Genomic DNA, 26,640 nt, shown 5'->3' with positions numbered 1-26,640 from the left:
CGACACCGGCCCGGAAAGCGACCCGAACATCCCATGCGCCTCGTGCTCCTGACCTTCCTTGCCCTGACGGGCGCCTGCACCGACTTCCCCGAGTTCGACGGCTCGCAGAGCCCCGGCGTCGCGCGCGCGCCCTGGCCCCGGCTGGTGCCGCTCTCGGGGCTGCTCGAGGGCCAGCCGCCGGCACGGACCCAGCCCGAGATGGCCGCGGACCTGGACACCCGTGCCGAGGCGCTGCGCCGCCGCGCCGCCGCGCTGCAGCAGGGCGATGTGGTGGACGAGGGCACCCGCAGGCGCATGGACGGCGGCGTCACCTTCCCCGAGGTTCCGGGCGCGTAAAGCCGGGCGGCCGCGGCGCTGGCTTGCGGGCGCTGCCCCGCCCTTCCGCGACGTTGCACCCGCGCCGCGATACGGCTAAGGCAACGGCGACCAAATCACCTGAAGACACCGAAGAAGAAGGATCCCGCAAATGTCTGAACCTCTGCGCCTGGGGATTGCGGGCCTTGGCACCGTCGGTGCCGGCGTCGTCAAGATCGTGCAACAAAAGGCGGCGCTGCTCGGCGCCCGCTCTGGCCGCGAAATCGTCATCTCGGCGGTCTCGGCGCGCAACCGGGACAAGGACCGCGGCGTCTCGCTGGCCGATTATGCCTGGGAGGACGACCCCGTCGCCCTTGCCAAGCGCGACGACATCGACGTGCTGGTCGAGCTGATGGGCGGCTCCGACGGCCCCGCCAAGGCCGCCACCGAGGCCGCGCTGAAACTCGGCAAGGACGTGGTCACCGCCAACAAGGCGCTGCTGGCCCACCACGGGCAGGCGTTGGCCGAACTGGCCGACAGCACCGGCGCGGTGCTGCGCTTCGAGGCCGCCGTTGCGGGCGGCATCCCGGTGATCAAGGCGCTGACCGAGGGTCTTTCGGCCAATCGCATCACCCGGGTCATGGGCGTGATGAACGGCACCTGCAACTACATCCTCACGCGGATGGAGAACGCGGGCCTGTCTTACCAGGAAGCCTTCTCCGAGGCAGACGGGCTGGGCTATCTCGAGGCCGATCCCGAGCTCGACGTGGGCGGCATCGACGCTGGCCACAAGCTCTCGCTTCTGTCGTCCATCGCCTATGGCACCCAGGTCGCCTTCGATGCGGTCGAGCTCGAGGGCATCGGCCGGGTCTCGATCGAGGACATCCGCCAGGCCGCCGACATGGGCTACCGCATCAAGCTGCTGGGCGTGTCGCGGATGACCGAGCGCGGGCTCGAACAATCCATGGCGCCGAGCCTCGTGCCCGCCTCTTCGCCGCTGGGTCAGCTCGATGGCGGCACCAACATGGTGGTGATCGAGGGCGACGAGGTTGGCCAGATCGTGCTGCGCGGCGCCGGCGCCGGCGAGGGGCCGACAGCTTCGGCGGTGATGGGCGATGTGATGGACGTGGCACGCGGCACGCGGCTGTCGACCTTCGGCGCCCCGGCCTCGAGCCTGCTGCGGGCGGTCCCGGCCAAGGCGACCACCCCCGCACCCTATTACCTGCGCATGGCGCTGGCCGACCGGCCCGGCGCGCTCGCCAAGGTCGCCGCGGCGCTCGGCGAGGCGGGTGTGTCGATCAACCGCCTGCGCCAGTACGGCCAGTCCGCCACCGCCGACACCGCCCCGGTGCTGATCGTCACCCACAAGACCACCCGCGAAGCGCTCGATTCGGCGCTGGCTGCCATGGCCGCCACCGGTGTGGTGCATGGCACCCCGGTGGCGCTGCGCATCGAGGCGGTCTGAGGCGCGCGCCGCGCCTGCTTTGCCCCCTTCCGGCATCTCTCCGTCCCCGCGCCGTGCTGCGCGGGGACGGTTAGCGCCAGCGGCCTTGCCCTCGTCGGACCGCGCGCGCTACACCCTTTCCAAGCGTCAAATTTTTCAAGGAAGTCTCCATGTCCGCTCCCGTCGATTTCAATGACCGTATGCTTTCGCTGGGCCTCGCCCGGGTCGCCGAACAGGCCGCCATCGCCTCTGCCAGCCTGATCGGCCGCGGCGACGAGAAAGCCGCGGACCAGGCTGCGGTCAACGCCATGCGCGAACAGCTCAACCTGCTGGATATCGCGGGCGTCGTGGTGATCGGCGAGGGCGAGCGCGACGAGGCACCGATGCTCTACATCGGCGAGGAAGTGGGCACCGGCAACGGCCCGGGCGTCGACATTGCGCTCGACCCGCTCGAGGGCACCACGCTGACCGCCAAGGACATGCCGAACGCGCTGACCGTGATCGCCATGGGTCCGCGCGGCTCGATGCTGCACGCGCCCGACGTCTACATGGACAAGCTGGCGATCGGTCCGGGCTTCGCCGAGGGCGTGGTGACGCTCGACATGACCCCCTCCGAGCGCGTCGCGGCGCTGGCCGAGGCCAAGGGTTGCGCGATGACCGACATCACCGTCTGCATCCTCGAGCGTCCGCGCCACGAGGAGCTGATCGCCGAGGTCCGCGCCACCGGCGCCGGCATCCGGCTGATCACCGACGGCGACGTCGCCGGCGTGATGCATTGCGCCGAGCCCGACATCACCGGCATCGACATGTACATGGGCTCGGGCGGCGCGCCCGAGGGTGTGCTCGCGGCGGCGGCACTGAAGTGCATGGGCGGCCAGATGTACGGCCGTCTGCTGTTCCGCAACGACGACGAGCGCGGCCGCGCCGCCAAGGCCGGCATCACCGATCTCGACAAGATCTACGCCCGCGACGAGCTGGTCACCGCCGACGTGATCTTCGCGGCCACCGGGGTGACCAACGGCTCGATTCTCTCGGGCATCAAGCGCTCGCCGGGCTGGATCGAGACCGAGACCATCCTGATGCGTTCGAAGACCGGCTCGGTGCGCCGCGTGCAGTACCGCAACCCCTTCGAGGGCTGATCGCCGGGCGGCTGACGCTGGATTTGCGGCTTTGGAAAGTGAAGGAGGGGCTCGCATCGCGCGGGCCCCTTCCGCGTTTCCCGGCCCCCGCGTCCTGTCTTTGCAGATAGGCAGATTGTGCGCTCTGCGCACGCGCGGCGCCGGGCAGGGGAGGCCCGTTCCGTTCCGCGCCGTTTCACGCTAGGAGGGGGCGGTTCGAGGCAAAGAAGAAACGCGAGGGGCGCATGAGCTATCTGGGTGTGGAGCAGTCGCTGACCGGGCGGCGCTGGGTCGGTCCGGCGGTCGAGGTCGAGCGGCAGGCCGAGGCGCTGGCGCAGGCCACCCACCTGCCGCGGCCGCTCTGCGCGGTGCTGGCGCGGCTCGGCGTGCCTGGCGAGGAAGTGCCGGGGTTCCTCGATCCCAAGCTGCGCGACCTGATGCCCGACCCACGGGTGATGCGCGACATGGAAAAAGCGTCTGGCCGCATCCTGCAGGCGGTGCGCGGCCGCGAGCGCATCGCCATCTTCGCCGATTACGACGTCGACGGCGGAAGCTCGGCGGCGCTGCTGATCGACTGGCTGCGCCAGCTCGGCCTCGAGGCGACGCTCTACGTGCCCGACCGCATCGACGAGGGTTACGGCCCCAACGTGCCCGCCATGCAGCAGCTCGCTGCGGCGCACGACCTGATCATCTGCGTCGACTGCGGCACGCTCTCGCACGACCCCATCGCCGCGGCCTCGGGCGCGGATGTGGTGGTGCTCGATCACCACCTCGGCGGCGAGACGCTGCCCGACTGCGTCGCCGTCGTGAACCCCAACCGGCAGGACGAGGACGGCGCGCTGGCGCATCTCTGCGCGGCTGCCGTGGTCTTCATGGTGCTGGTCGACTGCGGGCGGCAGATCCGCGAGGCCGGGGCCAAGGGCCCGGACCTCATGTCGCTGCTCGATCTCGTGGCGCTGGCCACCGTTGCCGACGTGGCGCCCCTGCGCGGGGTGAACCGTGCTTTCGTCCGCTCGGGGCTGCAGGTCATGGCGCGGCGCGCGCGGCCCGGCCTGGTGGCGCTGTCGGACGTGGCGCGGCTCGATACCGCGCCGAGCTCCTACCACCTGGGCTACGTGCTGGGGCCGCGGATCAACGCCGGCGGGCGGATCGGCCAGGCCGACCTGGGCGCGCGGCTGCTCGCCACCCGCGACCGGCACGAGGCAGAGGCGCTGGCCGAGCGGCTCGACAAGCTGAACTCCGAGCGGCGCGAGGTCGAGGAGGCCGTGCGCGCCTCGGCGATCGCCCAGGCCGAGGACCGCGGCCTCGACGCGCCGCTGGTCTGGGCGGCGGGCGAGGGCTGGCATCCGGGCGTGGTGGGCATCGTCGCCTCGCGCCTCAAGGAGATGACCAACCGCCCCTCCGTCGTCATCGGCTTCGAGGGCGGCGAGGGCAAGGGTTCGGGCCGCTCGGTCTCGGGTGTCGATCTGGGCGCGAGCATCCAGAAGCTCGCCGCCGAGGGGCTGCTGATCAAGGGCGGCGGGCACAAGATGGCCGCGGGTCTCACCGTGGCCGAGGACAAGCTGGAACCGGCGATGGCGCGTCTTGCCGAGCTTCTCGCAAAGCAGGGCGCGGGGCAGGGCGGCGCGGCCGACCTGCGGCTCGACGGGCTGATGATGCCAGGGGTGGCCAGCACCGACCTCTGCGATCGGCTGGAACAGGCGGGGCCGTTCGGTGCGGGGGCGCCGGGTCCGCGCTTTGCCATGCCCGACGCGCAGATCCTCTTTGCCAAGGAGGTCGGGACCGGGCACCTCAAGATCACCGCCGGCGACGGGCTCGGGGCGAAGATCGACGCCATCTGCTTTGGTGCCTTCGACACGCCGATGGGCCAGGCACTGAGCCAGCACAAGGGCGGACGATTCCACCTCGCCGGGCGCTTCGAGATCAACGAGTGGAACGGGCGGCGCTCGGTGCAGATGCGCCTGGAGGATGCTGCGCCTGCCGCTGGGTAATCGGATTCGCCCCGGCATTTATTATTATATATCAGTGGTTTGAGAAAAAGTCACGGATGGGTGAAAAAACCGCAAAATTCCGCTTGCAAGGGGTCGGAGCTTTGACTAGAACGCCCCTCACCAGCCGGCACGGCCCGTTCGTCTATCGGTTAGGACGCCAGGTTTTCAACCTGGAAAGAGGGGTTCGATTCCCCTACGGGCTGCCACTGGTTTTGTTTCTGTCCCCGCGGGGACAGGCAAAACCGGGGTCAGAGACCGGGTCAGCTGGGGTTCATGAGGTTCGCAACAACCTCTCCATCGGGTCGAAAGTTTCGGTGGTCGCGTTGCAATGGCCCGTTCGTCTATCGGTTAGGACGCCAGGTTTTCAACCTGGAAAGAGGGGTTCGATTCCCCTACGGGCTGCCATTTCTCTCAATACAGCATGAACAAGGCCAGCGATTGGCACCGCCAAGGGCACGCGCGTTTCGCGGGCCATTTTCGCGTTTCCGGCTTGGCCTTGGTAACCGTGCAAACCGCTGTCCCCGCAGGGACAGCGAATTGTTCCGGCTGCGCTCAGGACTTGACCTTGTGCCGCCGCCGCACGCTGCCGGGACGGCCGGGCAGGGCGAGCTTTGCGTCGTTGCGGGCCTGCTGCGACACCACCTTGCCCTTGGATATCACGCAAAGCCGATCGGGCCGCAGCCGCAGCGCCTCGACGGGATCCCCCGCATCCAGAACCACCAACGAGGCCATGTTGCCCTCGGCCAGACCGTAGTCCTCCAGATGCAGGATCTTGGCGTTCTCCTCGGTCACCATGGTGAAGCAGCGGGCCATCTCCTGCGGCGAGGTCATCTGCGCCACGTGCAGCCCCATGAAGGCGACGTCGAGCATGTCGCCGGTGCCGAGCGAGTACCACGGGTCGCGCACGCGGTCCTGCCCCCAGCCGACGCGAATGCCCATGGCCTGCATCTCCTTGACCCGGGTGAGGCCCCGGCGCTTGGGGTAGGTATCATGCCGCCCCTGCAAGGTGATGTTGATCAGCGGGTTGGGAATGGCGGAGATTTCCGCTTCCGCGATCAGCGGTAGCAGCTTTGACACGTAATAGTTGTCCATGGAGTGCATCGAGGTGAGGTGGCTGCCGGCGACGCGCCCCTGCAGCCCGAGCCGCTGGGTCTCGAAAGCCAGCGCCTCGATGTGACGCGACAGGGGGTCGTCGGTCTCGTCGCAATGGATGTCGACCAGCAGGCCGCGCTCGGCGGCGATCTCGCAAAGCTCCTTCAGCGATGCGGCGCCGTCCGCCATGGTCCGCTCGAAATGGGGGATGCCGCCGACCACGCCGACGCCCATGTCGAGCGCGCGGATCAGGTTCTCGCGCCCCGTGGGACTGCGTAGGAAGCCGTCCTGAGGGAAGGCGACGAACTGCAGGTCAAGGTAGGGTTTTACCCGCTCCTGCACCTCGAGCATGGCGGTGACGGTGTTGAGGTGATCGGGCGTGGTGTCCACATGGCTGCGGATCGCCAGCAGGCCCAGAGAGACGGCCCAGTCGCAATATTCCAGCGCGCGGCTGACCATTTCGTCGACCGTCGCCTCTTCGCGCAGCTCGCCCCAGAGGTTGATGCCCTCGAGCAGGGTGCCCGAGGCATTGATCCGCGGGGTGCCGTAGCTGAGCGTCGCATCCATGTGGAAATGCGGATCGACGAAGGGCGGCGAGACGAGGTCGCCCGCCGCGTCGATGGTCTCGCCCGCCATGGAGCCGGTCAGGTCGCCGATGGCGGTGATCCGGCCCTTGGTGATGCCGATGTCGGCAATGGTGCCGTCCGGCAGGGTGCCGCCGGTGACGAGGATGTCGAAAGTGGCCATTCAGCGCTCTCCGCGGTTGAAGGGGGTCATCAGTGCCGCGGGCACCTCGGCCCGGCGCGACATGAGGATGAGGGCGAGGATCGACAGCACGTAGGGGATCATCAGGAAGACCTGATACGGCACGAGCTGTCCCATGGGCGTCTGCTGAAGACGGATTTGCAGCGCGTCGAAGCCGGCGAAGAGCAGCGCGCCGAGGAGCGCCTTGCCCGGCTTCCACGCGCCGAAGACCACCAGCGCGATGCAGATCCAGCCGCGGCCGTTGACCATCTCGAAGAAGAAGGACGAGAAGGCCGACATGGTCAGGAAGGCGCCGCCGACGGCCATCAGGCCCGAGCCGACGACGACCGCGCCCATGCGGATCGCAGTGACAGAGAGGCCCTGTGCTTCGACCGCCTGCGGGCTCTCGCCTGCCGCGCGTACCGCGAGGCCGAGCGGCGTGCGGTAGAGCACCAACGCCACGACGGCCACGCAACCGAAGGCCGCCCACGTGAGCGCGGTCTGCGAAAAGAGCGCCTGCCCGAGCCAGGGGATGTCCGAGAGCCCCGGGATGTGCAGCGGCTGGAAGGGCGTGATGCGCGGCGGGCTGGTGACCTCGGGCAGGGCAAGGCGGTAGGCGTAATAGGCCGAGGATGTGGCCAGCATGGTGATGCCGAGCCCGACGACGTGCTGCGACAGGCCGAAGGGCACCGTCAGCAGCGCGTGGAGCGCACCAAAGGCCATGCCCGCCAGCAGCGCCACCAGCACCCCGGGCCAGAGCCCGAGCCCCGCGTAGACCGCCATCCAGCCGGCGAAGGCGCCGAAGACCATGATGCCCTCGATGCCGAGGTTCAGAACGCCGGCGCGCTCGCAGATCAGCTCTCCGAGCGTGGCGAAGATCAGCGGGGAGGCGATGCGCAGCACCGCGGCCCAGAAGCTGGCGGAGAGGAGGATATCGGCGATCTCGGTCATCCGCGCACCACCCGGAACTTTGTCAGAAGGATCGCCAGCACCATGAACAGCAGCGCGGCGGCCAAGAGGATGTCGGCGATATAGGTCGGGACCTCTGCGGCGCGCGACATGCTGTCGGCGCCGACGAAGATCCCCGCCACGAAGAGTGCCGAGACGATGACCCCAAGCGGGTGCAAGAGCGCCAGCATGGCGACGACGATGCCGGTGTAGCCGAAGCCGGGCGACAGATCGGCGGTGAGGTTGCCCTTCAGCCCTGCCACCTCGGAAAAGCCCGCCAGCGCCGCGAGCCCGCCGGAGATCAGCGCGGTCTTGACCAGCACCCTGCCGACCGGAATGCCGGCAAAGCGCGCCGCCTCGGGGTTGAGGCCGGTGGCGCGGATCTCGTAGCCGAGGGTGGTGCGGGTCTGCAGGACCCAGACGGCCGCCGCCGAGATCAGCGCCAGACCAAACCCCCAGTGCAGCCGCAGCCCCTCGACGATCCGCGGCAGGCGGGCATCGCGCGGCAGGGCCGGGGACTTCGGCCAGCCCATGCCCATCGGGTCCTTCAGCGGGCCCTCGAGCAGGTAGGAGATGAACAGCGCCATGATGAAGTTGAGCAGCAAGGTGGTGACCACCTCGTCGACACCGAGCCGGGTCTTCAGCAGCACCGGCCCGAGCAGCACCAGCGCGCCCGCGAGCACCGCGCCGAGTGCCATCAGCGGCAGGGCGAGCGGGCCGGGCAGGCCGAATTGCGTGCCGATGATCACGGTGAGAAGCGCGCCGGCGTAAAGCTGCGCCTCGGCGCCGATGTTCCAGAGCTTGGCACGGAAGGCAACCGAGACGGCGAGGCCGGTGAAAATGAGCGGCGTGGCGCGATTGAGCGTCTCAAGAAGCGCGAACTTCGAGCCGGCGGCGCCGCGGGCGATGAGGCCAAGCGTGGCGAGCGGGTCGGCCCCGGCGATGAGGGCCAGCCCCATGGCGACGAGCACCGTGGCGCCGAGCGCCAATGCGGGCAGGCCAAATCTGCGGGCCGGCGAGGGGGCGGGTATCGGATCAAGGCGCATGGGGGGCTCTGGCGGGCTGTGACTCTGCCCCGCGTGCGGCGCAGGTGGAGGGCGCGGGATGTGCGTACTTGCTAGGAGAAGAAGGACGGAGGGAGCCTGTGAGGTCAGGGCGCAGTTCAGGCGGCATCGTCGAACCCCTGTCCAGCCATCCATTGGCCCAGTTCGGCGGGGGTCTTGCTGCCGCGCGGGAACTCCGGAGAGAGGCGACCTTCGCAGATCACCCGGACCACGTCGGAGAGGGTCAGCACCTCGTCGAGATCCTCTGAGATCAGCAGCACGGCGGCGCCGGCGTCGCGGGCGGCGATGAGACGCTCCTGCACGTAGGTGACCGCGCCGATGTCGAGGCCCCGCACGGGCTGGTTGGCGAGGATGATCATGGGCTGGGCTTCGAGCACCCGGCCAAGAATGAGCTTTTGCATGTTGCCGCCCGAGAGCAGGCGGATGCGGGTTTCGGGGCCGGGGCAGCGGACGTCGTAGGTCTTGATGATCCCTTCGGCGGCGCGGCGGGCGGCGGACCAGTCCATCCAGCCGCGGCGCGCCACGGGAGACTCAGCGTAGCGCTCGAGCACGGCGTTCTCGGTGAGGGTGAAATCGGCGATGGTGCCGGTCCTGTGACGGTCCTCGGGGATGCGGCCGATGCGGGCGTCGAGCGCGCCTCGGGGGGTCCAGTCCGTGATCTGCTTGCCCGCCAGTTCCATGATCCCCGCGCTGGGCGCCTCGAGGCCCGAGAGCAGATCGGCGAGCGCGCCCTGGCCATTGCCGGAGACCCCGGCGAGGCCGAGGATCTGCCCGGCCTTCAGCTCGAGGTCGACGCCGCGCAGCCCGGTGCGGTTGCCGCGGGCGGGGGTGGAGACCTGTTTGAGCTGCAGAAGCGTCGCGCCGGGGCGGGCTTCGGCGGGGGCGGGCGGGGTGATTTCGGCGCCGACCATCATCTCGGCGAGCTGGTGGCGGTCGGTCTCGGCGGTCGCCACCTCGCCGACGAGCTTGCCATGGCGCAGGACCAGCACGCGTGACGAGACTGCCATGACCTCGTGCAGCTTGTGCGAGATGAAGATCACCGAAAGCCCCCGCGCCACCGCCTTGCGCAGCGTTTCGAAGAGCGCGTCGCTTTCCTGCGGGGTGAGCACGGCGGTGGGCTCGTCGAGGATGAGGATGCGGGCGTCGCGGTAGAGGGCCTTGAGGATCTCGACCCGCTGCCGCTCGCCCACCGAGAGGGTCGCGACGCGCGCGTCGGGGTGCACCGCAAGGCCGAAATCGCGGGAGAGCTGCTGCACCCGCCGCCGGGCCGCCGCGCGGCCGAGGCCGGGCGACCAGAGCGAACGGGTGCCGAGCAGGATGTTCTCGAGCATGGTCATATTGCCGGCGAGGGTGAAATGCTGGTGCACCATGCCCACGCCCGCCGCCAGCGCCGCGCCGGGCAGGCCGGGGGGCAGGGGCTGGCCGAAGACTTCGACGCTGCCCGCGTCGGCGGTGTAATGGCCGAAGAGGATGTTCATCAGGGTGGTCTTGCCGGCGCCGTTCTCGCCGAGCAGCGCCACGACCTCGCCGCGCGCCAGCGTAAAACTGATGGCGTCATTGGCGGTCAGCGCGCCGAAGCGCTTGGTGATGCCGGAAAGGCGCAGGACGATGTCCTGCGCCTCCTTGGTCCTGGTCATTGCCGGGTCCTCAGCCGCGCCCTCACGAGGACTTGGGCTCTTCGTCGTTGATCTCGACGGTAAAGGAGCCGTCCTTGATCGCCGCTTCCTTCTCGGCCACCAGATCAAGCGCCTCCTGCGGGACCTTGCCCTCGAAGGTGCCGAGCGGGGCGAGCGCGCAGCCGCCCTCCTTCATGAACGAATAGATGCCGTAGTTCTCGGCAGAGAAACTGCCGCTCGCCACCTTCTCCAGCGCCGCCGCCAGCGTCGGGCCGAAGTCCCAGAGCGCCGAGGCGACCACGGTGTCGGGGTAGTCGGCCTGCGTGTCGATGACGTTGCCGATCGCCAGCACGCCCTTTTCCTGCGCCGCGTCCGACACGCCGAAGCGCTCGGCGTAGAGCATGTCGGCGCCGTTTTCGATCATCGCGAAGGCGGTTTCCTTGGCCTTGGGCGGGTCGAACCAGGAGCCGATGAAGCTGACCTGGAAGGTCGCCTCGGGTTTGACCTCGCGCACGCCGGCCATGAAGGCGTGCATGAGGCGGTTCACCTCGGGGATCGGGAAGCCGCCGACCATGCCGATGTTGCCGGTCTCGCTCATCGCGCCGGCGATGATGCCCGACAGGTACGAGGCATCCTGGATGTAATTGTCGAAAACGCCGAGGTTGGGGTAGGCCTCGTCGGGCAGGAAGGATGAACCCAGCAGGAAGGCCGTGTCCGGGTAGTCGAGCACGACCTCGCGGGCCTCCTGCTCGACGCCGAAGATCTCGCCGACAATGAGCTGCGCGCCGCTCTCGGCATATTCACGCATGACGCGGGGGTAGTCGGTGTTGGCGGTGTTCTCGGAGTAGGTGTAGCTGATCAGCCCCGCCGCCTTGGCCGCTTCGGCGGCGACGTGGATGCGGCTCACCCATTGCTGCTCGACCGGCACGGTGTAGATGCCGGCGACGCTGATCGGCTCCTGCGCCATCAGCTTGCCCGCGAGCCCGGTGCTGGCGAGCGCGGCGAGCCCGCCCGTGGTTTTCAGCAGTCCGCGCCGGGTCAGCCTCCCGGCCATTGTGTCGATTGCCATCCGTCTGTCCTTTTCCATCCCTGTGGGTGTTTTGTGAATTTTTTACCAAGCGGTAAGGAATGCGCCGATTCGTGGCAATTGCCCGCGCCGCTGGAGGGGGGATTTTTGCCCAAGCGGCAGGCAGAGGCGGGGCAGATGCCTAGGCAGCGGGCATTCTTCCGGGGGTGGCGACCGGGCGTAAGGGGGGCGCTGCGCCACTTCGCTGCGCGGGCTCTCCGGGATTTCTGCGCCCCGAACAAAGGGGACGGGACGAAAGCGGGGAATGTCGCGCGGATCGGAGGCGTTGGCGCGAACAGGCTTGTCAGGCGGACCGGGGCTGCGCACCCTTGGGCGAGAGTGGGCGCGCGGCGCCGGGAAAGGAGTTCGCATGAGTCTTTTCGCCGATTTGCTCAGCACGATCTTTGACCGCCGCGCCGGGGCGGTGCCGCGGCTCCGGCGTGATCCGCGGGCGCTGCCGGAACTGGTGACGGAGCTCCTGGAGGCGCGCAGCGAGACCGTCGCCGCGACGCTGGCGCGGCACGTGCTGCAGCGCTACGACGGCATGTCCGGCGAGGAGAAGCTCGCCGCCTTCCACGGGCTCGCCGCGCTCAATGTCGATGCCGAGTCGGTGCGGGGCGCACTCGCGGCCTATGAGGCCGAACCCTCGGGGCGCAGCTACCGCGCCTTCATGGCCGCCGCCGAGCCGCCGCGGGCCGAGCTTCTGCGTCGGCTCAACATGGTGCCCGGGGCGACCGAGCGGCTGGTGCGCATGCGCGCCGATCTGCTGCGGCAGGGCCATGGCGAGCCCGAGCTCGAGGCACTGGATGAGGATTTCCGGCATCTGTTCAAGAGCTGGTTCAACCGGGGGTTTCTGGTGCTGCGGCCAATCAGCTGGGAGAGCCCGGCGCATGTGCTCGAAAAGATCATCGCCTACGAGGCGGTGCATGCGATCCAGAGCTGGGCCGACCTGCGCCGCCGGCTCGCGCCGCCCGACCGGCGCTGCTTTGCCTTCTTCCATCCCGCGATGCCCGACGAGCCGCTGATCTTTGTCGAAGTGGCGCTGACCCGCGGCGTGCCGGGCTCGATCCAGGCCTTGCTCGAGGAGGGGCGCGTGCCGCTGGAGGAAGCCGGTGCCGATACCGCGGTGTTCTACTCGATCTCCAACTGCCAGCCGGGGCTGGCGGGGATTTCCTTTGGCAATTCGCTGATCAAGCAGGTGGCCTCGGATCTCGCCAGCACCCTGCCGGGGCTGAAGACCTTCGTGACGCTGTCGCCGATCCCCGGGCTGGTGCGCTGGCTGGAAGAGCAGGGGGTGGCCTACGATCCGCAGGATACCAAGCGCATGACCCAGCTCGCGGCGCATTACCTGCTGACCGCCAAGCGCGGCGACGGTCGGCCCCGCGATCCGGTGGCGCGCTTCCATCTCGGCAATGGCGCCATGGTGCAGGCGGTGCACGCGGGGGCCGACTTATCGGAAAACGGCGTGCGGCAGTCGGGTGGGGCGATGGTCAACTATCTCTACGATCTGTCGAAGGTCGAGCAGTACCACGACCGCTTTGCCGAGAGCGGCGAGGTGATCGCCTCGGGGCCGGTGAAATCGCTGTCGGCGGGGCGGGAGAAAGCGCAAGCGTGAACGGGCTTGCGCTGTGGGCCTAAATCGGGAATATTTCTCTTTATAGAGAGAATCCCGGAGACTCCCCTATGGATGCCCTGTCGGAAAAAACCCTGCCCGCGCCCTCGGGCGATCTGACCGCGCGGCTGGCGCGGCGCCTTGCGGCGCTGCGCGCCGAGGCCGGGCTGACGCTCGACCAGCTGGCCGAGCGCAGCGGCATCTCGCGGGCCGCCCTGTCGCGCTTCGAGAAGGGTGAGACCAGCCCCACCGCCGAGGTGCTGGGCAAGCTGTGCCTGGCCTACGGGCTCAGCATGTCGCGGCTGATGGCCATGGTGGAGGAGGGGTTCACCGCGCATGTCCCCGCCCCCGAGCAGCCGGAATGGAGCGACGAAGCCACCGGCTTCACCCGCCGGGTGATCTCGCCCGCCGCCACGGGGCTTGCCGCCGAGATGCTGCGCTGCGGGCTGCAGCCGGGGGCGGAGATCGCCTATGACGCCGCGCCGGTGCCGGGGCTCGAGCATCACCTGCACGTGCTGTCCGGCAAGCTGCGGGTCGAGGTCGAGGGGGTGGCCCATGATCTGGTAGCGGGCGACACGCTGCGCTACCGGCTGGAGGGGCCGACGCGCTTCACCGCGCTCAGCAAGAAGAAACCGGCGCTATACGTGCTGGTGCTGGTGACGCCATGATCCGCGAGATTCCCGCATCCGAGATTCGCGCCCATTTGCGGGAACTGGCGGATATCCTCGCCGCCTGCGTGGCGGACGGGGCGAGCGTCGGCTTCGTGATGCCCTTTGGTATGTATGAGGCGCTGCGCTTCTGGGAGGGACTCATTCCCGAAATCGAGAGCGGCGGGCGGGTCCTCTTTGGCGCCTTCGACGGAGAGCGCATGGTCGGCACGGTCTCGCTGGCGCTGGCGGGGATGCCGAACCAGACGCACCGGGCGGAGATCTCGAAGATGCTGGTGCATCCCGAGTACCGCCGCCGGGGGCTGGCGCGGGGGCTGGTTGCGGCGCTGCTTGACCGGGCCGAGGGGCTGGGGCGCGATCTGATCACGCTCGACACGCGCACCGGGGACGCGGCGCAGCAGCTTTATGCGTCCTGCGGGTTTCTGCCGGCAGGGGAGATTCCGGAGTACGCGCTGGCGCCCGAGGGCACGGCGCGGCGCGATGCAACGCTCTTCATGTACCGGCTGGGGGTGCGGGCGGCCTAGCGCCTCCGGCTCAGCAGTTCGGCACGTTCACCGCGAGGCCGCCGAGCGAGGTTTCCTTGTATTCGTGCCCCATGTCGCGACCGGTCTGGCGCATGGTTTCGATGCAGGCGTCGAGCGACACGAGATGCGTGCCGTCGCCGCGCATTGAAAGCGAGGCCGCCGAGACCGCCTTGATCGCGCCGAGGCCGTTGCGCTCGATGCAGGGGACCTGCACGAGGCCCTTCACCGGATCGCAGGTCATGCCGAGGTGATGCTCGAGCGCGATCTCGGCGGCGTTCTCGATCTGCGCGGGGGTGCCGCCCATGACGGCGCAGAGCCCGGCGGCGGCCATCGCCGAGGCGCTGCCGACCTCGGCCTGACAGCCTGCCTCAGCGCCGGAGATTGACGCGTTGTACTTCACAAGCCCGCCGATGGCCGCGGCAGTGAGCAGGAACTCGGGGATGCGGGCGGAGGTCGCGCCGGGCACGAAGTCGAGCCAGTAGCGCATGACCGCGGGCACCACCCCGGCGGCACCGTTGGTCGGCGCGGTGACCACCTGTCCGCCGGCGGCGTTTTCCTCGTTCACCGCCATCGCGTAGCAGCTCATCCAGTCGTTGATCACATGCGGCGCGGTGAGGTTGCGGCCGCGTTCGGCCTGCAGCTGCTCGTGGATGTTGCCGGCGCGGCGCTTGACGTTGAGCCCGCCCGGAAGGATGCCGCCGCCCTCGAGGCCGCGGTCGAGGCAATTCATCATCACCTCGGAGATGCGCAGAAGCCCGGCGTCAAGCTCGGCGGCGGGGCGGCGTGAAAGCTCGTTGCGGCGCTTCATCTCGGCGATGCCGAGGCCCGAGGTCTCGGCCATTGCCAGCATCTCGGCGGCGCTCTTGAAAGGGAAGGGCACGGCGGGGCCGTGGTCCTTGTCATTCCCCGAGGCGAGCTCGTCCTCGGTCAGCACGAAACCGCCGCCGACGGAGTAATAGGTTTCCTGCAGGATGACGTCGCCTTGCGCGTCGGTGGCCATGAGGATCATGCCGTTGGCATGGCCGGGCAGGGCGCGGTCGTAGTCGAAGCGCAGGTCGGTCTTCGGCGAGAACTTCAGCGGCGCGAGGCCCTCGGGGTGGACCATGCCGGTCTTGTCGATCTCGGCCAGCGCCGCTTCGGCGGCCTCGGCGTCGTAGCTTTCAGGCTCGAAGCCGGCGAGCCCGAGGATGGTGGCGCGGTCGGTGGCATGGCCGACGCCGGTGAAGGCCAGCGAGCCGTGCAGCGATCCGCGCAGACCGGTGGCGGCGAAAGGCGCGGCGCGCAGCCGGTCGAGAAACCGCGCGGCGGCCACCATCGGCCCCATGGTGTGCGAGGACGACGGGCCGATGCCGACCTTGAACATCTCGAACACGGAAAGAAACATGAAGGGCCTCGACTCTGCGCTGGGGTTGCGCCGGACCCTAGACTCTCTCGTCGCCGGATCACATGGAGAATTGCGGCATTTCAGCGAAGGAAAACGCTGCGGCGGTCCGGGAGTTTTGCCTATCGCCGCCGCGCGCGATCATCCTATAAGCGCCGCGACATCCGAAAAAGGGGAATCGCAGCGATGACCGCAGAGCTCTCGCCGACCGATATTGCAAAATTCGTGGCCTCCCGCCGCGCCGCCGATTTCGTCGAGGACGGCATGCGCGTCGGTCTCGGCACCGGATCGACCGCCGCCTGGCTGGTGAAATACCTTGGCCGCCGGGTGCGCGACGAGGGTCTGAAGATCCGCGCCGTGCCGACCTCGACCCGCACCGCCGAGTTGGCGCGGCAGGTCGGCATCGAGGTGATCAGCCTCGACGAAGCGGGCTGGCTGGATCTCACCATCGACGGCGCCGACGAGTTCGACCCCAATCTCAACCTGATCAAGGGCGGCGGCGGCGCGCACCTGCAGGAGAAGATCGTGGCCAGCGCCTCGGACCAGATGATCGTCATAGCCGATGCGGCCAAGGACGTGGCGACGCTCGGGGCCTTCCCGCTGCCGCTGGAAGTGATCCGCTTCGGCGGTGCTTCGACCCGCACGCTGGTCGAGCGGGTGCTTGCGGAGATGGACGTCGAGGGCCGCGAGACGACGCTGCGCATGGCCGGGGACGCGCCCTTCCTCACCGACGAGGGCAACCACGTGCTCGACCTGCACCTCAAGCGGATCGGTGACGCGCGGGCGCTGTCGCTGGCGCTGAACCAGATCCCCGGCGTGGTGGAGAACGGGCTCTTCCTCGGCATCTGCAACAAGGTGGTGATCGGTTTCGAAGACGGACGGGCCGAGCTGCGCGACGGCGCGAGCGGTGACGTCAGCGTGACCGAGGTCGACCTGGGCGAGGCGGCGGGGCTCTAAGGGCGCTGCCGCTCGCACGGATGAGAGGCCGCCCGTTTGGGCGGCCTTTTTTTCGCGTGGCGCGGCAAGATCGAACCGCCCGGAATCATCGCACGGACTCAAGGCCAAGAGCCGCCGCCTCTGGCCTTCCGCGGCGGCCTGTGGTCTATCTCTTGGCCAACTGACCAAGAGGCGAGCCATGAGCGATTTTGACTACGATCTTTTTGTCATCGGCGGTGGCTCCGGTGGCGTTCGGGCGGCGCGCGTGGCCGCCGGCGAGGCAGGGGCCAAGGTGGCCCTGGCCGAGGAAGACCGCTATGGCGGCACCTGCGTCATCCGCGGCTGCGTGCCCAAGAAGCTGATGGTCTTCGCGTCGGAATACGGCACCGTCGCCGAGGACGCCAAGGGCTACGGCTGGAACATCGAGGCGGGCAGCTTCGACTGGGGCAACTTCCAGCAGCGGCTGAACGCAGAGCTCGACCGGCTCGAGGGCATCTATCGCAACCTGCTGAAGAACTCCGGCGTCACCTCCTATGACGCTCGGGCCAAGGTGAAGGACGCGCATACGGTCGAGCTGTCGAGCGGCGAGACGTTCACCGCGAAACATATCCTCATCGCCACCGGCGGCCGTCCGGTGCGCCCCGAGATCCCCAATGCGGAGCTGGGGCTGGTGTCGGATGACATCTTCCATCTCGAGACCCTGCCGAAGTCGATCCTGATCGTCGGCGGCGGCTATATCGCCTGCGAGTTTGCCTGCATTCTCAACGGGCTGGGCGTCGAGGTGACGCAATATTACCGTGGCGCGCAGATTCTGCGTGGCTTTGACGAGCAGGCGCGCGGGCTGATCGCCGAAAGCATGATCGAGAACGGCGTGCAGCTGCATTGCGGCACCGACATCGTCGAGATGCGCCGGGCCACCGACGAGGACCTCGAGGGCAAGTCCGAGGCAGGCGTCTCGATGGGGGCCTCGATGCAGGAGATGCTGGCCGACCACAGCGGCGGCACTCCGGGCGAGGGGCCGATCCTGGTCAAGGGCACCAACGGCGACACGAAGATCTACGATCAGGTCTTCTTTGCCACCGGCCGCGCGCCCAACACCGATGACATGGGTCTCGAGGAGGTCGGGGTGACGCTCGGCCGCAAGGGCGAGATCGTGGTGGATGACTACAGCGCAACCGCGGTGCCCTCGATCTACGCCATCGGCGACGTCACCGACCGGGTGAACCTGACGCCCGTGGCGATCCGCGAGGGCATGGCCTTTGTCGAGACCGTCTTCAAGGACAACCCCACCAAGGTCGATCACGAGCTGATCCCCTCGGCGGTCTTCACCCAGCCCGAGTTCGGCACCGTCGGCCTCTCGGAGGAAGACGCCGCCGAGCAGGAGCCGATCGAGGTCTATGCGACCTCCTTCCGTCCGATGCAGACGGCCTTTGCCGGGCGTCCCGACCGGGTGATGATGAAGCTCGTCGTCTCCAAGGAGACGCGCAAGGTGCTGGGCTGTCACATCGTCGCACCGAATGCGGGCGAGATGATCCAACTGGCGGGGATCGCGGTGAAGATGGGCGCCACCAAGGAAGATTTCGATCGCACCGTGGCGGTGCACCCCACCATGGCCGAAGAGATGGTCACCATGCGGAACCCTGTGCGCAGCGCTTGAATCCGCGCACTTAATGCACAGGTAGGGGAGACACGGACAAGTGAGTGAGAGGGAAGGAACCTAATGGCAGGACACGGCGGCGGCCCCTGGGGCGGCGGTGGCAATCAAGGCGGAGGCCGGCCCCCGAGCGGTGGCGGCGGCGGAAACGGGGGCAAGCGCCCCGAGGATCCGCAGATCCCCGAGATTGACGAGCTGATGAAGAAGGGCCAGGAGCGGCTGCGCGTGCTGATGGGCGGGCGCGGCGGCGGTGGTGGCACCGGTGGCACCAGCGGCGGCTCGGGTGGGCCGAAGCTGAACCGTGGCACCGTGGCCATCGCAGCGCTGGCGGCGATTGGCGTCTGGGCGTGGATGAGTTTCTACACCGTGCGTCCCGAGGAACAGTCGGTGGAACTTTTCCTCGGCAAGTACTCCTCGACCGGCAACCCCGGTTTGAACTTCGCGCCCTGGCCTTTCGTGACGCATGAGGTGGTCAACGTGACCTCCGAGCGTACCGAGACCATCGGCAATGGCCGCGACCCGGCGGACAGCCTGATGCTGACCACCGACGCGAACATCGTCGACATCGAGTTCCAGGTGGTCTGGAACATCAACGACCCGGCGAAACTGCTGTTCAACATCCGCGACCCGCAACTGACCGTTCAGGCGGTGTCGGAAGCGGTGATGCGCGAGATCATCGCGGCCAGCAACCTCGCGCCGATCCTCAACCGCGACCGCGGCATCATTGCCGATACCGCGCGCGAGCAGATCCAGGCGACGCTCGACGAGTACGAGAGCGGCATCAACATCGTGCGGATCAACCTCGACCAGGCCGACCCGCCGCGCGAGGTGATCGACGCCTTCCGCGAAGTGCAAGCCGCGGAGCAGGAACGTGACCGGCTCGAGCGCCAGGCAGACGCCTATGCCAACCGCGTCGTCGCCGAGGCCCGCGGTGAAGCCGCGCAGATCCGCGAGCAGGCCGAAGGCTACCGCGCCCGCGTGGTCAACGAGGCGCTGGGTGAAGCCAGCCGCTTCTCGGCCGTGCGCGAGGAATACGCCAAGGCGCCCGAGGTTACCCGCCGCCGTCTCTATATCGAGACGATGGAGAAGGTGCTGCGAGGCGTCGACAAGACCATCCTCGACGAGGGTCTGACCGGCGAGGGCGGCGTCGTGCCTTACCTGCCGCTGAACCAGCTCAACAGCTCGCGAACCACCACCGAGGGAGGCAACTGACATGCGCAAGTCGACCTATGTGCTGCCCGTCATCGTCGTCCTTGCGGTGATCGCCCTGTCGTCGATCTTCGTCGTGGACGAGCGCGAGAAGGCGCTGGTGATGCAGTTCGGCCAGATCAAATCGGTCAAGGAAGAGCCGGGACTGGCGTTCAAGATCCCGCTGATCCAGGAAGTGGTGAAATACGACGACCGCATCCTGTCGCTCGACACCGAGACCATCGAAGTCACGCCGTCGGATGACCGCCGCCTCGTGGTGGATGCCTTCGCGCGCTACCGCATCTCCGACGTGGTCCGCTTCCGGCAGGCCGTCGGCGTGGGCGGTCTGCGCACCGCCGAGGACCGTCTTTCCGGCATCCTCAACGCCCAGATCCGCGAAGTCCTGGGTGCCGATCAGGTGACCTCGGACGTGATCCTCTCGACGGATCGCCGCGGGCTTACCAACCGCATCCGCGACCAGGCACGCCAGCAGGCGCTGTCGCTGGGTCTCGACGTGGTGGACGTGCGTCTCAAGCAGACCAACCTGCCGTCGCAGAACCTCGATGCGACCTTCGCCCGGATGCGCGCCGAGCGCGAACGCGAAGCCGCCGACGAGATCGCCCGTGGCAACGAGGCCGCGCAGCGCGTGCGCGCGCTGGCCGACCGGACCGTGGTGGAAACCCAGTCGGAAGCCAACCGGGACGGCGACATCATCCGCGGTGAGGCCGACGCCGAGCGCAACGGCATCTTTGCCGAGGCCTATGGCGCGGACCCGGAGTTCTTTGCCTTCTACCGGTCGCTGCAGGCCTATGAGACATCGCTCGGTTCGGGCAATTCCTCGATGGTCATGACCCCGAAGGGTGAGTTCTTCGAGTACTTCAAGTCGCAAGGTGAGATCGACCTGCCGGCGGCGTCCGCCGCGCCCGCGGACGGCGCGGATGCCAGCCCCACCGGTTCGGGCAATGCAGAGACCAACGCCGAGGGTCCGGGCGCCACGGGTCCGGGCACCACGGGACCGAGCACTACGGGTTCGGGCGCCACGGGTGCCAGCGGAACCGCGACCGAGTGACGGTGACGGACATACTGACGGGGATCGCTCTGGTCCTCGTGATCGAGGGGCTGGTGTACGCACTGGCCCCTTCGCTTGTCGAGCGCATGCTCGAGGCTCTGCGGCAGATGCCGCTGGAGACACGCCGGACGCTCGGGCTGGTGACAATTATTACAGGCGTGCTCCTGCTTTGGATCGCGCGGCGTTTCGGCGGGTGACGCCCACGCATTGAGCTGTGGGCTACGCAGGGTTCGCGCCGGATTGCATTTCTGCACGGATGGTTTTTCACTCCCATGTCACATGGGCTTGAAAGCTTGAAACCTTTTCTTTGGTGGTCGGAAAAAGCTCCTATGTTACGCTTGTTCATGAGGAGGCAGAGTTGCCGCGCGGGGGCCGTGCAGCAGCCGCCGAACAGAAGGAGTTCCCTGTGAAACCACAAAACCTTGCAGTGACGGAGGGATCGAGCCCGGTGCGCCTGTTCTGGCTGGCCACCGTCTCGATGTTCATGATCGTCTCGCAAACGCTCATGGCCGAGGCGCAGAGTGCCCCGTCCAGCTTTGCACCGCTCGCCGAGCGGGTCAGCCCGGCGGTGGTGAACATCACCACCTCGACCATGGTCGCCGGACGCACCGGCCCGCAGGGCATCGTGCCCGAAGGCTCGCCTTTCGAGGATTTCTTCCGCGAGTTCCAGAACCCGAACGGCGGCCCCGATGGCGACCGCCCGCGCCGCTCGTCGGCGCTCGGCTCGGGCTTCGTGGTCTCGGAGGACGGCTACATCGTCACCAACAACCACGTCATCGAGGGCGCTGACGAGATCACCATCGAGTTCTTCTCCGGCAAGGAGCTGGACGCGACGCTGGTCGGCACCGACCCCAACACCGACATCGCCCTGCTGAAGGTCGAGGCAGACGAGCCGCTGCCCTTCGTGAAGTTCGGCAATTCGGACGACGCCAAGGTCGGCGACTGGGTCATGGCCATGGGCAACCCGCTGGGGCAGGGCTTCTCGGTCTCGGCCGGCATCGTCTCGGCCCGCAACCGTGCGCTTTCGGGCAGCTATGACGACTACATCCAGACCGACGCCGCCATCAACCGGGGCAACTCGGGCGGCCCGCTGTTCAACATGAACGGCGACGTGATCGGGGTGAACACCGCGATCCTCTCGCCCAACGGCGGCTCGATCGGCATCGGCTTCTCGATGGCGTCCAACGTGGTGACCAAGGTGGTCGACCAGCTCAAGCAGTTCGGCGAGACCCGTCGCGGCTGGCTGGGCGTGCGCATCCAGGACGTGACCCCGGACATGGCCGAGGCGCTTGGCCTTGCCAACGCCGAGGGTGCCATGGTCTCGGACGTGCCCGAGGGCCCTGCGATGGACGCCGGGATGAAGTCGGGTGACGTGATCGTTTCCTTCGACGGCAAGCCGGTCACCGACACCCGCCAGCTCGTGCGCATCGTCGGCAATACCGAGGTCGGCAAGTCGGTTCGCGTGGTGGTCAACCGCAACGGCAACACCGAGACGCTGCTGGTCACCCTCGGCCTGCGCGAGGACACCGCCGAAGCGGTCCCCGCCTCGCAAGAGCAAGCCACCCCCGAGTCCCCGGCAACGAAGGACCTCATGGGCCTGACGCTTTCGCCGCTCACCAGCGAGCTGCGCGGCGAACTGGGCCTCGCGGACAGCGCCAAGGGTCTTGCGGTGACCGATGTCGATCCCGCGTCGAAAGCCTACGAGAAGGGCCTGCGGTCGGGCGACGTGATCACCGAGGCCGGTCAGGCCGAGGTGCTGAGCATCGAGGACCTCGAGACCAAGATCACCGAAGCCAAGGATGCCGGCCGCAAGTCGATCCTGCTGCTGGTGCGCCGTGGCGGCGACCCGCGCTTCGTGGCGCTGACCTTCGAGGACAACTGAACCTCGGTTCCACAGGACCACTCATGAAATGGGGGCAGGGGAAACCTTGCCCCTTTTTCGTGCGGGCAGGTCGCGTTGCCGGGGCGATGGCCCGGCGCTGGGTCAGTGCAGCACCCGCCGCAGCCCCGCCTGCACCTTCAGAAGCGCCGGAAGATAGTCGCGCGCCAGTTCCTCGGGTTCGGCCTGCGTGGCGGGCAGCCCGGTGTTCAGCGCCGCCACCACCTGCCCGTGAACGTTGTAGAGCGGCACGGCGATGGAGCGCAGCCCCATCTCGACCTCCTGGTCGATGATCGCGAAGCCCTGGTCCCGAACCTGCGCGATGCGCGCGGCGATCTCTGCCGGATCGGTCAGCGCGCCCGGCGTGCGGGGGGTGAGGTCCGAGCGTTCGAGCAGCGCCAGCATCTCGGCCTCGGGCAGGGCAGCGAGCAGCACCCGCCCCATCGACGTGCAATGGGCGGGCAGCCGCGAGCCGGGCATCAGCCCGATGCTCATCACCCGGCGCTGCGCGGCGCGGGCGAGGTAGACGATCTCGGTCTCGTCGAGGATCGACACGCTGCTCGACTGGCCGATCTGCTCCGACAGCTGGTCGAGCCAGGGCTGCACCAGTTGCGGCAGGGGCAGGGCGGCCAGCGCGCCCATGCCGAGCCGCAAGATGCGCGGCGTGAGCTGGAAGAACTTGCCGTCGTAATCGGCATAGCCCAGCCGGTGCAGGGTCAGCAGGCAGCGCCGCGCGGTGGCGCGATCGAGCCCGGTCTTCTCGGCCACCTGCGCGATCGACAGCCGCGGGGTTTCGGCGCGGAAGCTTTCGATCACCTGCAGCCCCTTTGCCAAAGAGGCGATGAAATCGGTCGGTTTGTTCAACATGCGCACGATTTCTCGCGGGATGTGAACAAATGTCAAGATGCGCACGAAATGCGTGGCTCCTGTGAGGCCCAAGTCATATTTCAGGCGTCGAGGGCGATCCGCGCCCACAGGAGGATTTCATGGACAAGACCATCGCCAGCGCCGCGGAGGCCGTCTCGGCCATTCCCGACGGCGCGACCGTGATGATCGGCGGCTTCGGCGGCTCCGGCGCGCCGATCGAGCTGATCCACGCACTGATCGACCACGGCGCCAAGGACCTGACCGTCGTCAACAACAACGCCGGCAACGGCCATGTCGGGCTTGCGGCGCTGATCGAACAGAAGCGGGTGAAGAAGTTGATCTGCTCCTTCCCGCGGTCTGCCGACCCGCGGGTCTTTACCGAGGCCTACCTTGCCGGGGAGATCGAGCTTGAGTTGGTGCCGCAGGGCACGCTCGCCGAACGCATCCGGGCGGGCGGCGCGGGCATCCCCGCCTTCTACACCGCGACGAGCTACGGCACCGAGCTGGCCGAGGGCAAACCCACCGAGGAGTTCGAGGGCAAGCACTATGTCCGCGAGCGCTGGCTCAAGGCCGATTACGCGCTGATCAAGGCCGAGCTGGCCGATCCGCACGGCAACCTGACCTACCGGATGGCGGCGCGCAACTTCAACCCGGTGATGGCCATGGCCGCGACGCACACCATCGTGCAGGCGAGCAAAGTGGTCGAGCTGGGCGGGATCGATCCCGAGCACGTCATCACCCCGGGCATCTTCGTCGGCTCGGTGGTCGAGGTGGCAAAGCCCGCACAGGAAGAAGAGCTGAACCGGGCGGAGGCCGTCTACCCATGAGCGAGACCATGACCGACATCGACAGCATCAAGCTCAGCAACGCCCAGATCGCCTGGCGCGCGGCGCAGGACATCGAGGATGGCGCCTACGTCAACCTCGGCATCGGCTTCCCGGAAATGGTCGCCAAGTTCCAGCCCGAGGGCAAGCAGGCGATCTTCCACACCGAGAACGGCGTGCTCGACTTCGGCGAGGCGCCGAAGCCGGGCGAGGAGGACTGGGACTGCATCAACGCCGGCAAGAAGGCGATCACCATCAAGCCCGGCACGGCCTTCTTCCACCATGCCGACAGCTTTGCCATGGTGCGCGGCGGCCACCTCGATGTGGCCATCCTCGGCGCCTACGAGATCGCGCAGACCGGCGATCTTGCCAACTGGTCCACGGGCCGGGGCGGCGTGCCGGCCGTCGGCGGCGCGATGGATCTGGTGCAGAGCGCCAAGCGCGTGGCGGTGCTGACCGACCACGTGACCAAGAAGGGCGCGCCGAAGCTGGTCGCCAGCTGCACCCTGCCGCTGACCGGCGTGGGCTGCGTCACCCGCATCTACACCTCGCTGGCCGTGGTCGACGTGGAGGGCGGCAAGTTCGTCCTGCGCGAGAAGATCCCCGCCATTTCCTTTGACGAGCTGCAGGCCCTCACCGGTGCCCCGCTGCATGTCGAGGGCGAGGTCGCCGACCTGATCTGCCCGGAGCTCTGAGATGACCGACGCCTATATCTGTTCCTACATCCGCACGCCCATCGGCCGCTTCGGCGGCGCGCTCTCGTCGGTGCGCGCCGACGATCTGGGGGCCATCCCGCTGAAGGCGCTGATGGCCAAGCACGACATCGACTGGTCGGCGGTGGACGAGGTCTACTTTGGCTGCGCCAACCAGGCGGGCGAAGACAACCGCAACGTCGCGCGCATGTCGGCGCTGCTGGCGGGTCTGCCGGTCTCCGTGCCGGGCACCACGCTCAACCGCCTGTGCGGCTCGGGCATGGACGCGATCATCGCGGCGGCGCGCGCCATCAAGGCGGGCGAGATCGAGCTGGCGATCGCGGGCGGTGTCGAGAGCATGAGCCGCGCGCCCTTCGTCATGCCGAAGGCCACTTCGGCCTTTTCGCGCAATGCCGAGATCTACGATACGACCATCGGCTGGCGCTTCGTCAACAAGACGCTGAAGGCGCAATACGGCGTGGATAGCATGCCCGAGACCGGCGAGAACGTCGCCGAAGAGTTCGGCATCTCGCGCGAGGATCAGGACGCCTTCGCAATGCGCTCGCAGGAGAAGGCGGCTGCCGCGCAGGCCAATGGCCGTCTTGCGCAGGAGATCACCCCGGTGACCATCCCGCAGCGCAAGGGCGATCCGCTGGTCGTCGATACCGACGAGCACCCGCGCCAGACCTCGCTCGAGAAGCTGGCCAAGCTGCCGACGCCGTTCCGCGAGGGCGGGTCGGTGACTGCGGGCAACGCCTCGGGCGTGAACGACGGCGCCGCGGCGCTCATCGTCGCTTCAGAAGCGGCGGTGAAGGCGCACGGGCTGACACCGATCGCGCGCATCCTTGGCGGGGCCACGGCGGGTGTCGAGCCGCGCATCATGGGCTTCGGTCCTGCGCCGGCCTCGAAGAAGCTGATGGCGCGGCTTGGGCTGACGCAGGACGCCTTCGACGTGATCGAGCTGAACGAGGCCTTTGCCTCGCAGGGGCTCGCCACGCTGCGCGATCTGGGCATTGCCGATGACGACGCGCGGGTGAACCCCAACGGCGGCGCCATCGCGCTTGGCCATCCGCTCGGCATGTCGGGCGCGCGCATCACCGGCACTGCCGCGCTGGAGCTGAAGGCAGGCCAGAAGGCGCTTGCGACCATGTGCATCGGCGTCGGCCAGGGCATTGCGATCGCGCTCGAAGGCGCGTGAGCGGAGCGGCCCGGGTTTGAGAGAGATAGCGAGGGGCGGGGGATACCTCCGCCCCTCTGCAATGGTGCGGCGCCCCTCGCAGGTGCGTCACGCGCCGGGGCTGTCCGCCCCCGCCTCTTGCATCGCCGGGCTTGCCTTGCAAATCTCGCGTCAAGCCGGGCACAGATCCGGGGAGCAGTTTCAGGAAAACGGACCCAGCCATGAAGATCACCGCCTCCCTCGGCGCGGCAGCGCTTGCCCTCAGCCCGCTTGCCGCGCTTGCCGATGGCACCTTCGTGCAGATCGAACAGGCCAATACCACCGCCGGTGCGGTGCTGGCAGTGACCCGGGATCGGCTCAACTACGGCGGCATCGTGAGCCATTGGGACGGCGGCTATTCGGTGGTCGGCAGCGTGCTCTACGGCTTCGACACGCCCTTCGGCGCCAACTTCAAGGTCGGCCCGGCCCTGGGCGCTGTCTTCAAGGATGGCGAGGAAGACAGCTACGAGCTGGGGGTACGCGCCTCGCTCGATCGCTGGATGGCCACCGACTGGGGGTCGTTCTACTATCTCGCCGAGGTCAACAGCATCGACAACAGCTGGTTCCTGCTGGCCTCGAGCGGTTGGGGAGAAACGGGTTTTGGCACAGAACTTTCGACCGGCGGCAGCGACAGCTACAGCGACACGACTCTGGCGTTGACCAAGCATTATGACGGACCGGTGAGCTTCCGCGCCGGCTACCGCTTCGAGTCCGAGGAGTTCTTCATCGGCTTCTCGGTGAACACCTTCTGAG

24 protein-coding genes and 2 tRNA genes are annotated in these 26,640 nt (G+C 68.1%); 19 read left to right on the top strand and 7 right to left on the bottom strand.

The features are described from left to right. The first annotated feature begins 33 nt into the window (after window positions 1-33). From G0D83_RS15870 to G0D83_RS15845, 6 genes are all read left to right on the top strand, one after another. On the top strand, window positions 34-336 hold the full coding sequence (locus tag G0D83_RS15870; RefSeq protein ID WP_164195690.1) for a hypothetical protein: 303 nt from the start codon (window positions 34-36) through the stop codon (window positions 334-336). A gap of 130 nt (window positions 337-466) precedes the next feature. Continuing rightward, entirely contained in the window at window positions 467-1,759 is a 1,293-nt protein-coding gene (locus G0D83_RS15865; protein WP_108966366.1) for a homoserine dehydrogenase, read from the top strand. A gap of 149 nt (window positions 1,760-1,908) precedes the next feature. Next, complete coding sequence (gene glpX / locus G0D83_RS15860) at window positions 1,909-2,877, top strand: class II fructose-bisphosphatase (protein ID WP_164195688.1); 969 nt, start codon at window positions 1,909-1,911, stop codon at window positions 2,875-2,877. Between the two features lie 224 nt (window positions 2,878-3,101). After that, window positions 3,102-4,847 (top strand): single-stranded-DNA-specific exonuclease RecJ, encoded by a 1,746-nt coding sequence (gene recJ / locus G0D83_RS15855; RefSeq protein WP_164195686.1) that lies wholly within the window; start codon window positions 3,102-3,104, stop codon window positions 4,845-4,847. A 131-nt stretch (window positions 4,848-4,978) separates the two neighbouring features. After that, window positions 4,979-5,053 (top strand) — tRNA-Glu (locus tag G0D83_RS15850). Between the two features lie 124 nt (window positions 5,054-5,177). Beyond that, window positions 5,178-5,252 (top strand) — tRNA-Glu (locus G0D83_RS15845). Between the two features lie 147 nt (window positions 5,253-5,399). Here G0D83_RS15845 and G0D83_RS15840 read toward each other — a convergent pair. From G0D83_RS15840 to G0D83_RS15820, 5 genes are all read right to left on the bottom strand, one after another. Further along, complete coding sequence (locus G0D83_RS15840) at window positions 5,400-6,686, bottom strand: amidohydrolase family protein (protein ID WP_164195684.1); 1,287 nt, start codon at window positions 6,684-6,686, stop codon at window positions 5,400-5,402. After that, window positions 6,687-7,634, bottom strand: coding sequence for an ABC transporter permease (locus tag G0D83_RS15835; RefSeq protein WP_164195682.1), 948 nt, complete (start codon window positions 7,632-7,634; stop codon window positions 6,687-6,689). Then, window positions 7,631-8,677 (bottom strand): ABC transporter permease, encoded by a 1,047-nt coding sequence (locus tag G0D83_RS15830; protein WP_164195680.1) that lies wholly within the window; start codon window positions 8,675-8,677, stop codon window positions 7,631-7,633. The genes G0D83_RS15835 and G0D83_RS15830 overlap by 4 nt, the downstream gene beginning before the upstream one ends. A 116-nt stretch (window positions 8,678-8,793) precedes the next feature. After that, window positions 8,794-10,332: an ABC transporter ATP-binding protein gene (locus G0D83_RS15825; protein WP_164195677.1), complete on the bottom strand. Its 1,539-nt coding sequence runs from the start codon at window positions 10,330-10,332 to the stop codon at window positions 8,794-8,796. A 22-nt stretch (window positions 10,333-10,354) separates the two neighbouring features. After that, window positions 10,355-11,380 carry a BMP family protein gene (locus tag G0D83_RS15820; protein ID WP_370457252.1) on the bottom strand — a complete coding sequence of 342 codons (1,026 nt, stop codon included), beginning with the start codon at window positions 11,378-11,380 and terminating at the stop codon, window positions 10,355-10,357. A gap of 367 nt (window positions 11,381-11,747) precedes the next feature. Between G0D83_RS15820 and G0D83_RS15815 the strand changes: the two genes are divergently transcribed. The 3 genes from G0D83_RS15815 (at window position 11,748) to G0D83_RS15805 (ending at window position 14,181) form a co-directional block, all read left to right on the top strand. Further along, window positions 11,748-12,992 carry a malonyl-CoA decarboxylase gene (locus G0D83_RS15815; RefSeq protein WP_164195675.1) on the top strand — a complete coding sequence of 415 codons (1,245 nt, stop codon included), beginning with the start codon at window positions 11,748-11,750 and terminating at the stop codon, window positions 12,990-12,992. Between the two features lie 68 nt (window positions 12,993-13,060). Then, complete coding sequence (locus G0D83_RS15810) at window positions 13,061-13,657, top strand: helix-turn-helix domain-containing protein (RefSeq protein WP_164195673.1); 597 nt, start codon at window positions 13,061-13,063, stop codon at window positions 13,655-13,657. Further along, window positions 13,654-14,181 (top strand): GNAT family N-acetyltransferase, encoded by a 528-nt coding sequence (locus G0D83_RS15805; RefSeq protein ID WP_164195671.1) that lies wholly within the window; start codon window positions 13,654-13,656, stop codon window positions 14,179-14,181. The genes G0D83_RS15810 and G0D83_RS15805 overlap by 4 nt, the downstream gene beginning before the upstream one ends. A 10-nt stretch (window positions 14,182-14,191) precedes the next feature. On the opposite strand, the gene G0D83_RS15800 is transcribed toward G0D83_RS15805, so the two are convergent. Beyond that, the gene (locus G0D83_RS15800; protein WP_164195668.1) at window positions 14,192-15,565 is read right to left on the bottom strand and encodes an L-serine ammonia-lyase; all 1,374 of its coding nucleotides are present in this window, start codon (window positions 15,563-15,565) and stop codon (window positions 14,192-14,194) included. Between the two features lie 183 nt (window positions 15,566-15,748). Here G0D83_RS15800 and rpiA point away from each other — a divergent pair, with 183 nt between their 5' ends. The 6 genes from rpiA to G0D83_RS15770 all read left to right on the top strand — a co-directional run bounded on the left by rpiA (window position 15,749) and on the right by G0D83_RS15770 (window position 22,291). Next, complete coding sequence (gene rpiA / locus G0D83_RS15795; RefSeq protein ID WP_164195666.1) at window positions 15,749-16,519, top strand: ribose-5-phosphate isomerase RpiA; 771 nt, start codon at window positions 15,749-15,751, stop codon at window positions 16,517-16,519. A gap of 178 nt (window positions 16,520-16,697) precedes the next feature. Next, window positions 16,698-18,155: an FAD-dependent oxidoreductase gene (locus tag G0D83_RS15790; RefSeq protein ID WP_164195664.1), complete on the top strand. Its 1,458-nt coding sequence runs from the start codon at window positions 16,698-16,700 to the stop codon at window positions 18,153-18,155. Window positions 18,156-18,218: 63 nt separating this feature from the next. After that, window positions 18,219-19,364 carry an FtsH protease activity modulator HflK gene (gene hflK / locus G0D83_RS15785; protein ID WP_164195662.1) on the top strand — a complete coding sequence of 382 codons (1,146 nt, stop codon included), beginning with the start codon at window positions 18,219-18,221 and terminating at the stop codon, window positions 19,362-19,364. A 1-nt stretch (window position 19,365) separates the two neighbouring features. Next, window positions 19,366-20,409, top strand: a complete 1,044-nt coding sequence (gene hflC / locus G0D83_RS15780; RefSeq protein ID WP_164195660.1) for a protease modulator HflC — start codon at window positions 19,366-19,368, stop codon at window positions 20,407-20,409. Further along, a complete protein-coding gene (locus G0D83_RS15775; RefSeq protein WP_164195658.1) occupies window positions 20,406-20,606 on the top strand; it encodes a DUF2065 domain-containing protein in 201 nt (66 codons plus the stop codon). Before hflC ends, G0D83_RS15775 begins: the two co-directional genes overlap by 4 nt. Window positions 20,607-20,887: 281 nt before the next feature. Beyond that, the gene (locus G0D83_RS15770) at window positions 20,888-22,291 is read left to right on the top strand and encodes a DegQ family serine endoprotease (protein WP_108967717.1); all 1,404 of its coding nucleotides are present in this window, start codon (window positions 20,888-20,890) and stop codon (window positions 22,289-22,291) included. A gap of 102 nt (window positions 22,292-22,393) precedes the next feature. Here the strand turns inward: G0D83_RS15770 and G0D83_RS15765 are convergent, their stop codons facing one another. Beyond that, window positions 22,394-23,155 carry an IclR family transcriptional regulator C-terminal domain-containing protein gene (locus G0D83_RS15765; protein ID WP_164195656.1) on the bottom strand — a complete coding sequence of 254 codons (762 nt, stop codon included), beginning with the start codon at window positions 23,153-23,155 and terminating at the stop codon, window positions 22,394-22,396. A gap of 119 nt (window positions 23,156-23,274) precedes the next feature. Here G0D83_RS15765 and G0D83_RS15760 point away from each other — a divergent pair, with 119 nt between their 5' ends. From G0D83_RS15760 to G0D83_RS15745, 4 genes are all read left to right on the top strand, one after another. Next, window positions 23,275-23,982, top strand: coding sequence for a 3-oxoacid CoA-transferase subunit A (locus tag G0D83_RS15760; RefSeq protein ID WP_164195653.1), 708 nt, complete (start codon window positions 23,275-23,277; stop codon window positions 23,980-23,982). 8 nt (window positions 23,983-23,990) lie between these two features. Next, entirely contained in the window at window positions 23,991-24,674 is a 684-nt protein-coding gene (locus G0D83_RS15755) for a 3-oxoacid CoA-transferase subunit B (RefSeq protein ID WP_203595065.1), read from the top strand. Between the two features lies 1 nt (window position 24,675). Continuing rightward, window positions 24,676-25,869 carry a 3-oxoadipyl-CoA thiolase gene (pcaF, locus tag G0D83_RS15750; RefSeq protein WP_164195649.1) on the top strand — a complete coding sequence of 398 codons (1,194 nt, stop codon included), beginning with the start codon at window positions 24,676-24,678 and terminating at the stop codon, window positions 25,867-25,869. Between the two features lie 200 nt (window positions 25,870-26,069). Further along, the gene (locus G0D83_RS15745) at window positions 26,070-26,639 is read left to right on the top strand and encodes a hypothetical protein (protein WP_164195647.1); all 570 of its coding nucleotides are present in this window, start codon (window positions 26,070-26,072) and stop codon (window positions 26,637-26,639) included. Window position 26,640 lies beyond the last annotated feature (1 nt).

It is taken from the genome of Salipiger sp. PrR003 (genome assembly GCF_010500785.1).
Classification (GTDB): Bacteria; Pseudomonadota; Alphaproteobacteria; order Rhodobacterales; family Rhodobacteraceae; genus Salipiger; species Salipiger pacificus_A.
Note: the sequence above shows the minus strand (reverse complement) of the source record. Positions and strands in the feature narration are given on the sequence as shown.

Coding starts and splice junctions, on each gene's coding strand:
- G0D83_RS15800 (WP_164195668.1), bottom strand. CDS start 15,565: ATGTTTCTTTCCGTGTTCGAGATGTTCAAGGTCGGCATCGGCCCGTCG.
- G0D83_RS15820 (WP_370457252.1), bottom strand. CDS start 11,380: ATGGCAATCGACACAATGGCCGGGAGGCTGACCCGGCGCGGACTGCTG.
- G0D83_RS15840 (WP_164195684.1), bottom strand. CDS start 6,686: ATGGCCACTTTCGACATCCTCGTCACCGGCGGCACCCTGCCGGACGGC.
- glpX (WP_164195688.1), top strand. CDS start 1,909: ATGTCCGCTCCCGTCGATTTCAATGACCGTATGCTTTCGCTGGGCCTC.
- G0D83_RS15755 (WP_203595065.1), top strand. CDS start 23,991: ATGACCGACATCGACAGCATCAAGCTCAGCAACGCCCAGATCGCCTGG.
- G0D83_RS15830 (WP_164195680.1), bottom strand. CDS start 8,677: ATGCGCCTTGATCCGATACCCGCCCCCTCGCCGGCCCGCAGATTTGGC.
- G0D83_RS15770 (WP_108967717.1), top strand. CDS start 20,888: ATGTTCATGATCGTCTCGCAAACGCTCATGGCCGAGGCGCAGAGTGCC.
- G0D83_RS15825 (WP_164195677.1), bottom strand. CDS start 10,332: ATGACCAGGACCAAGGAGGCGCAGGACATCGTCCTGCGCCTTTCCGGC.
- hflC (WP_164195660.1), top strand. CDS start 19,366: ATGCGCAAGTCGACCTATGTGCTGCCCGTCATCGTCGTCCTTGCGGTG.
- G0D83_RS15810 (WP_164195673.1), top strand. CDS start 13,061: ATGGATGCCCTGTCGGAAAAAACCCTGCCCGCGCCCTCGGGCGATCTG.
- pcaF (WP_164195649.1), top strand. CDS start 24,676: ATGACCGACGCCTATATCTGTTCCTACATCCGCACGCCCATCGGCCGC.
- G0D83_RS15870 (WP_164195690.1), top strand. CDS start 34: ATGCGCCTCGTGCTCCTGACCTTCCTTGCCCTGACGGGCGCCTGCACC.
- G0D83_RS15765 (WP_164195656.1), bottom strand. CDS start 23,155: ATGTTGAACAAACCGACCGATTTCATCGCCTCTTTGGCAAAGGGGCTG.
- recJ (WP_164195686.1), top strand. CDS start 3,102: ATGAGCTATCTGGGTGTGGAGCAGTCGCTGACCGGGCGGCGCTGGGTC.
- G0D83_RS15865 (WP_108966366.1), top strand. CDS start 467: ATGTCTGAACCTCTGCGCCTGGGGATTGCGGGCCTTGGCACCGTCGGT.
- G0D83_RS15760 (WP_164195653.1), top strand. CDS start 23,275: ATGGACAAGACCATCGCCAGCGCCGCGGAGGCCGTCTCGGCCATTCCC.
- G0D83_RS15790 (WP_164195664.1), top strand. CDS start 16,698: ATGAGCGATTTTGACTACGATCTTTTTGTCATCGGCGGTGGCTCCGGT.
- G0D83_RS15835 (WP_164195682.1), bottom strand. CDS start 7,634: ATGACCGAGATCGCCGATATCCTCCTCTCCGCCAGCTTCTGGGCCGCG.
- hflK (WP_164195662.1), top strand. CDS start 18,219: ATGGCAGGACACGGCGGCGGCCCCTGGGGCGGCGGTGGCAATCAAGGC.
- G0D83_RS15805 (WP_164195671.1), top strand. CDS start 13,654: ATGATCCGCGAGATTCCCGCATCCGAGATTCGCGCCCATTTGCGGGAA.
- rpiA (WP_164195666.1), top strand. CDS start 15,749: ATGACCGCAGAGCTCTCGCCGACCGATATTGCAAAATTCGTGGCCTCC.
- G0D83_RS15815 (WP_164195675.1), top strand. CDS start 11,748: ATGAGTCTTTTCGCCGATTTGCTCAGCACGATCTTTGACCGCCGCGCC.
- G0D83_RS15745 (WP_164195647.1), top strand. CDS start 26,070: ATGAAGATCACCGCCTCCCTCGGCGCGGCAGCGCTTGCCCTCAGCCCG.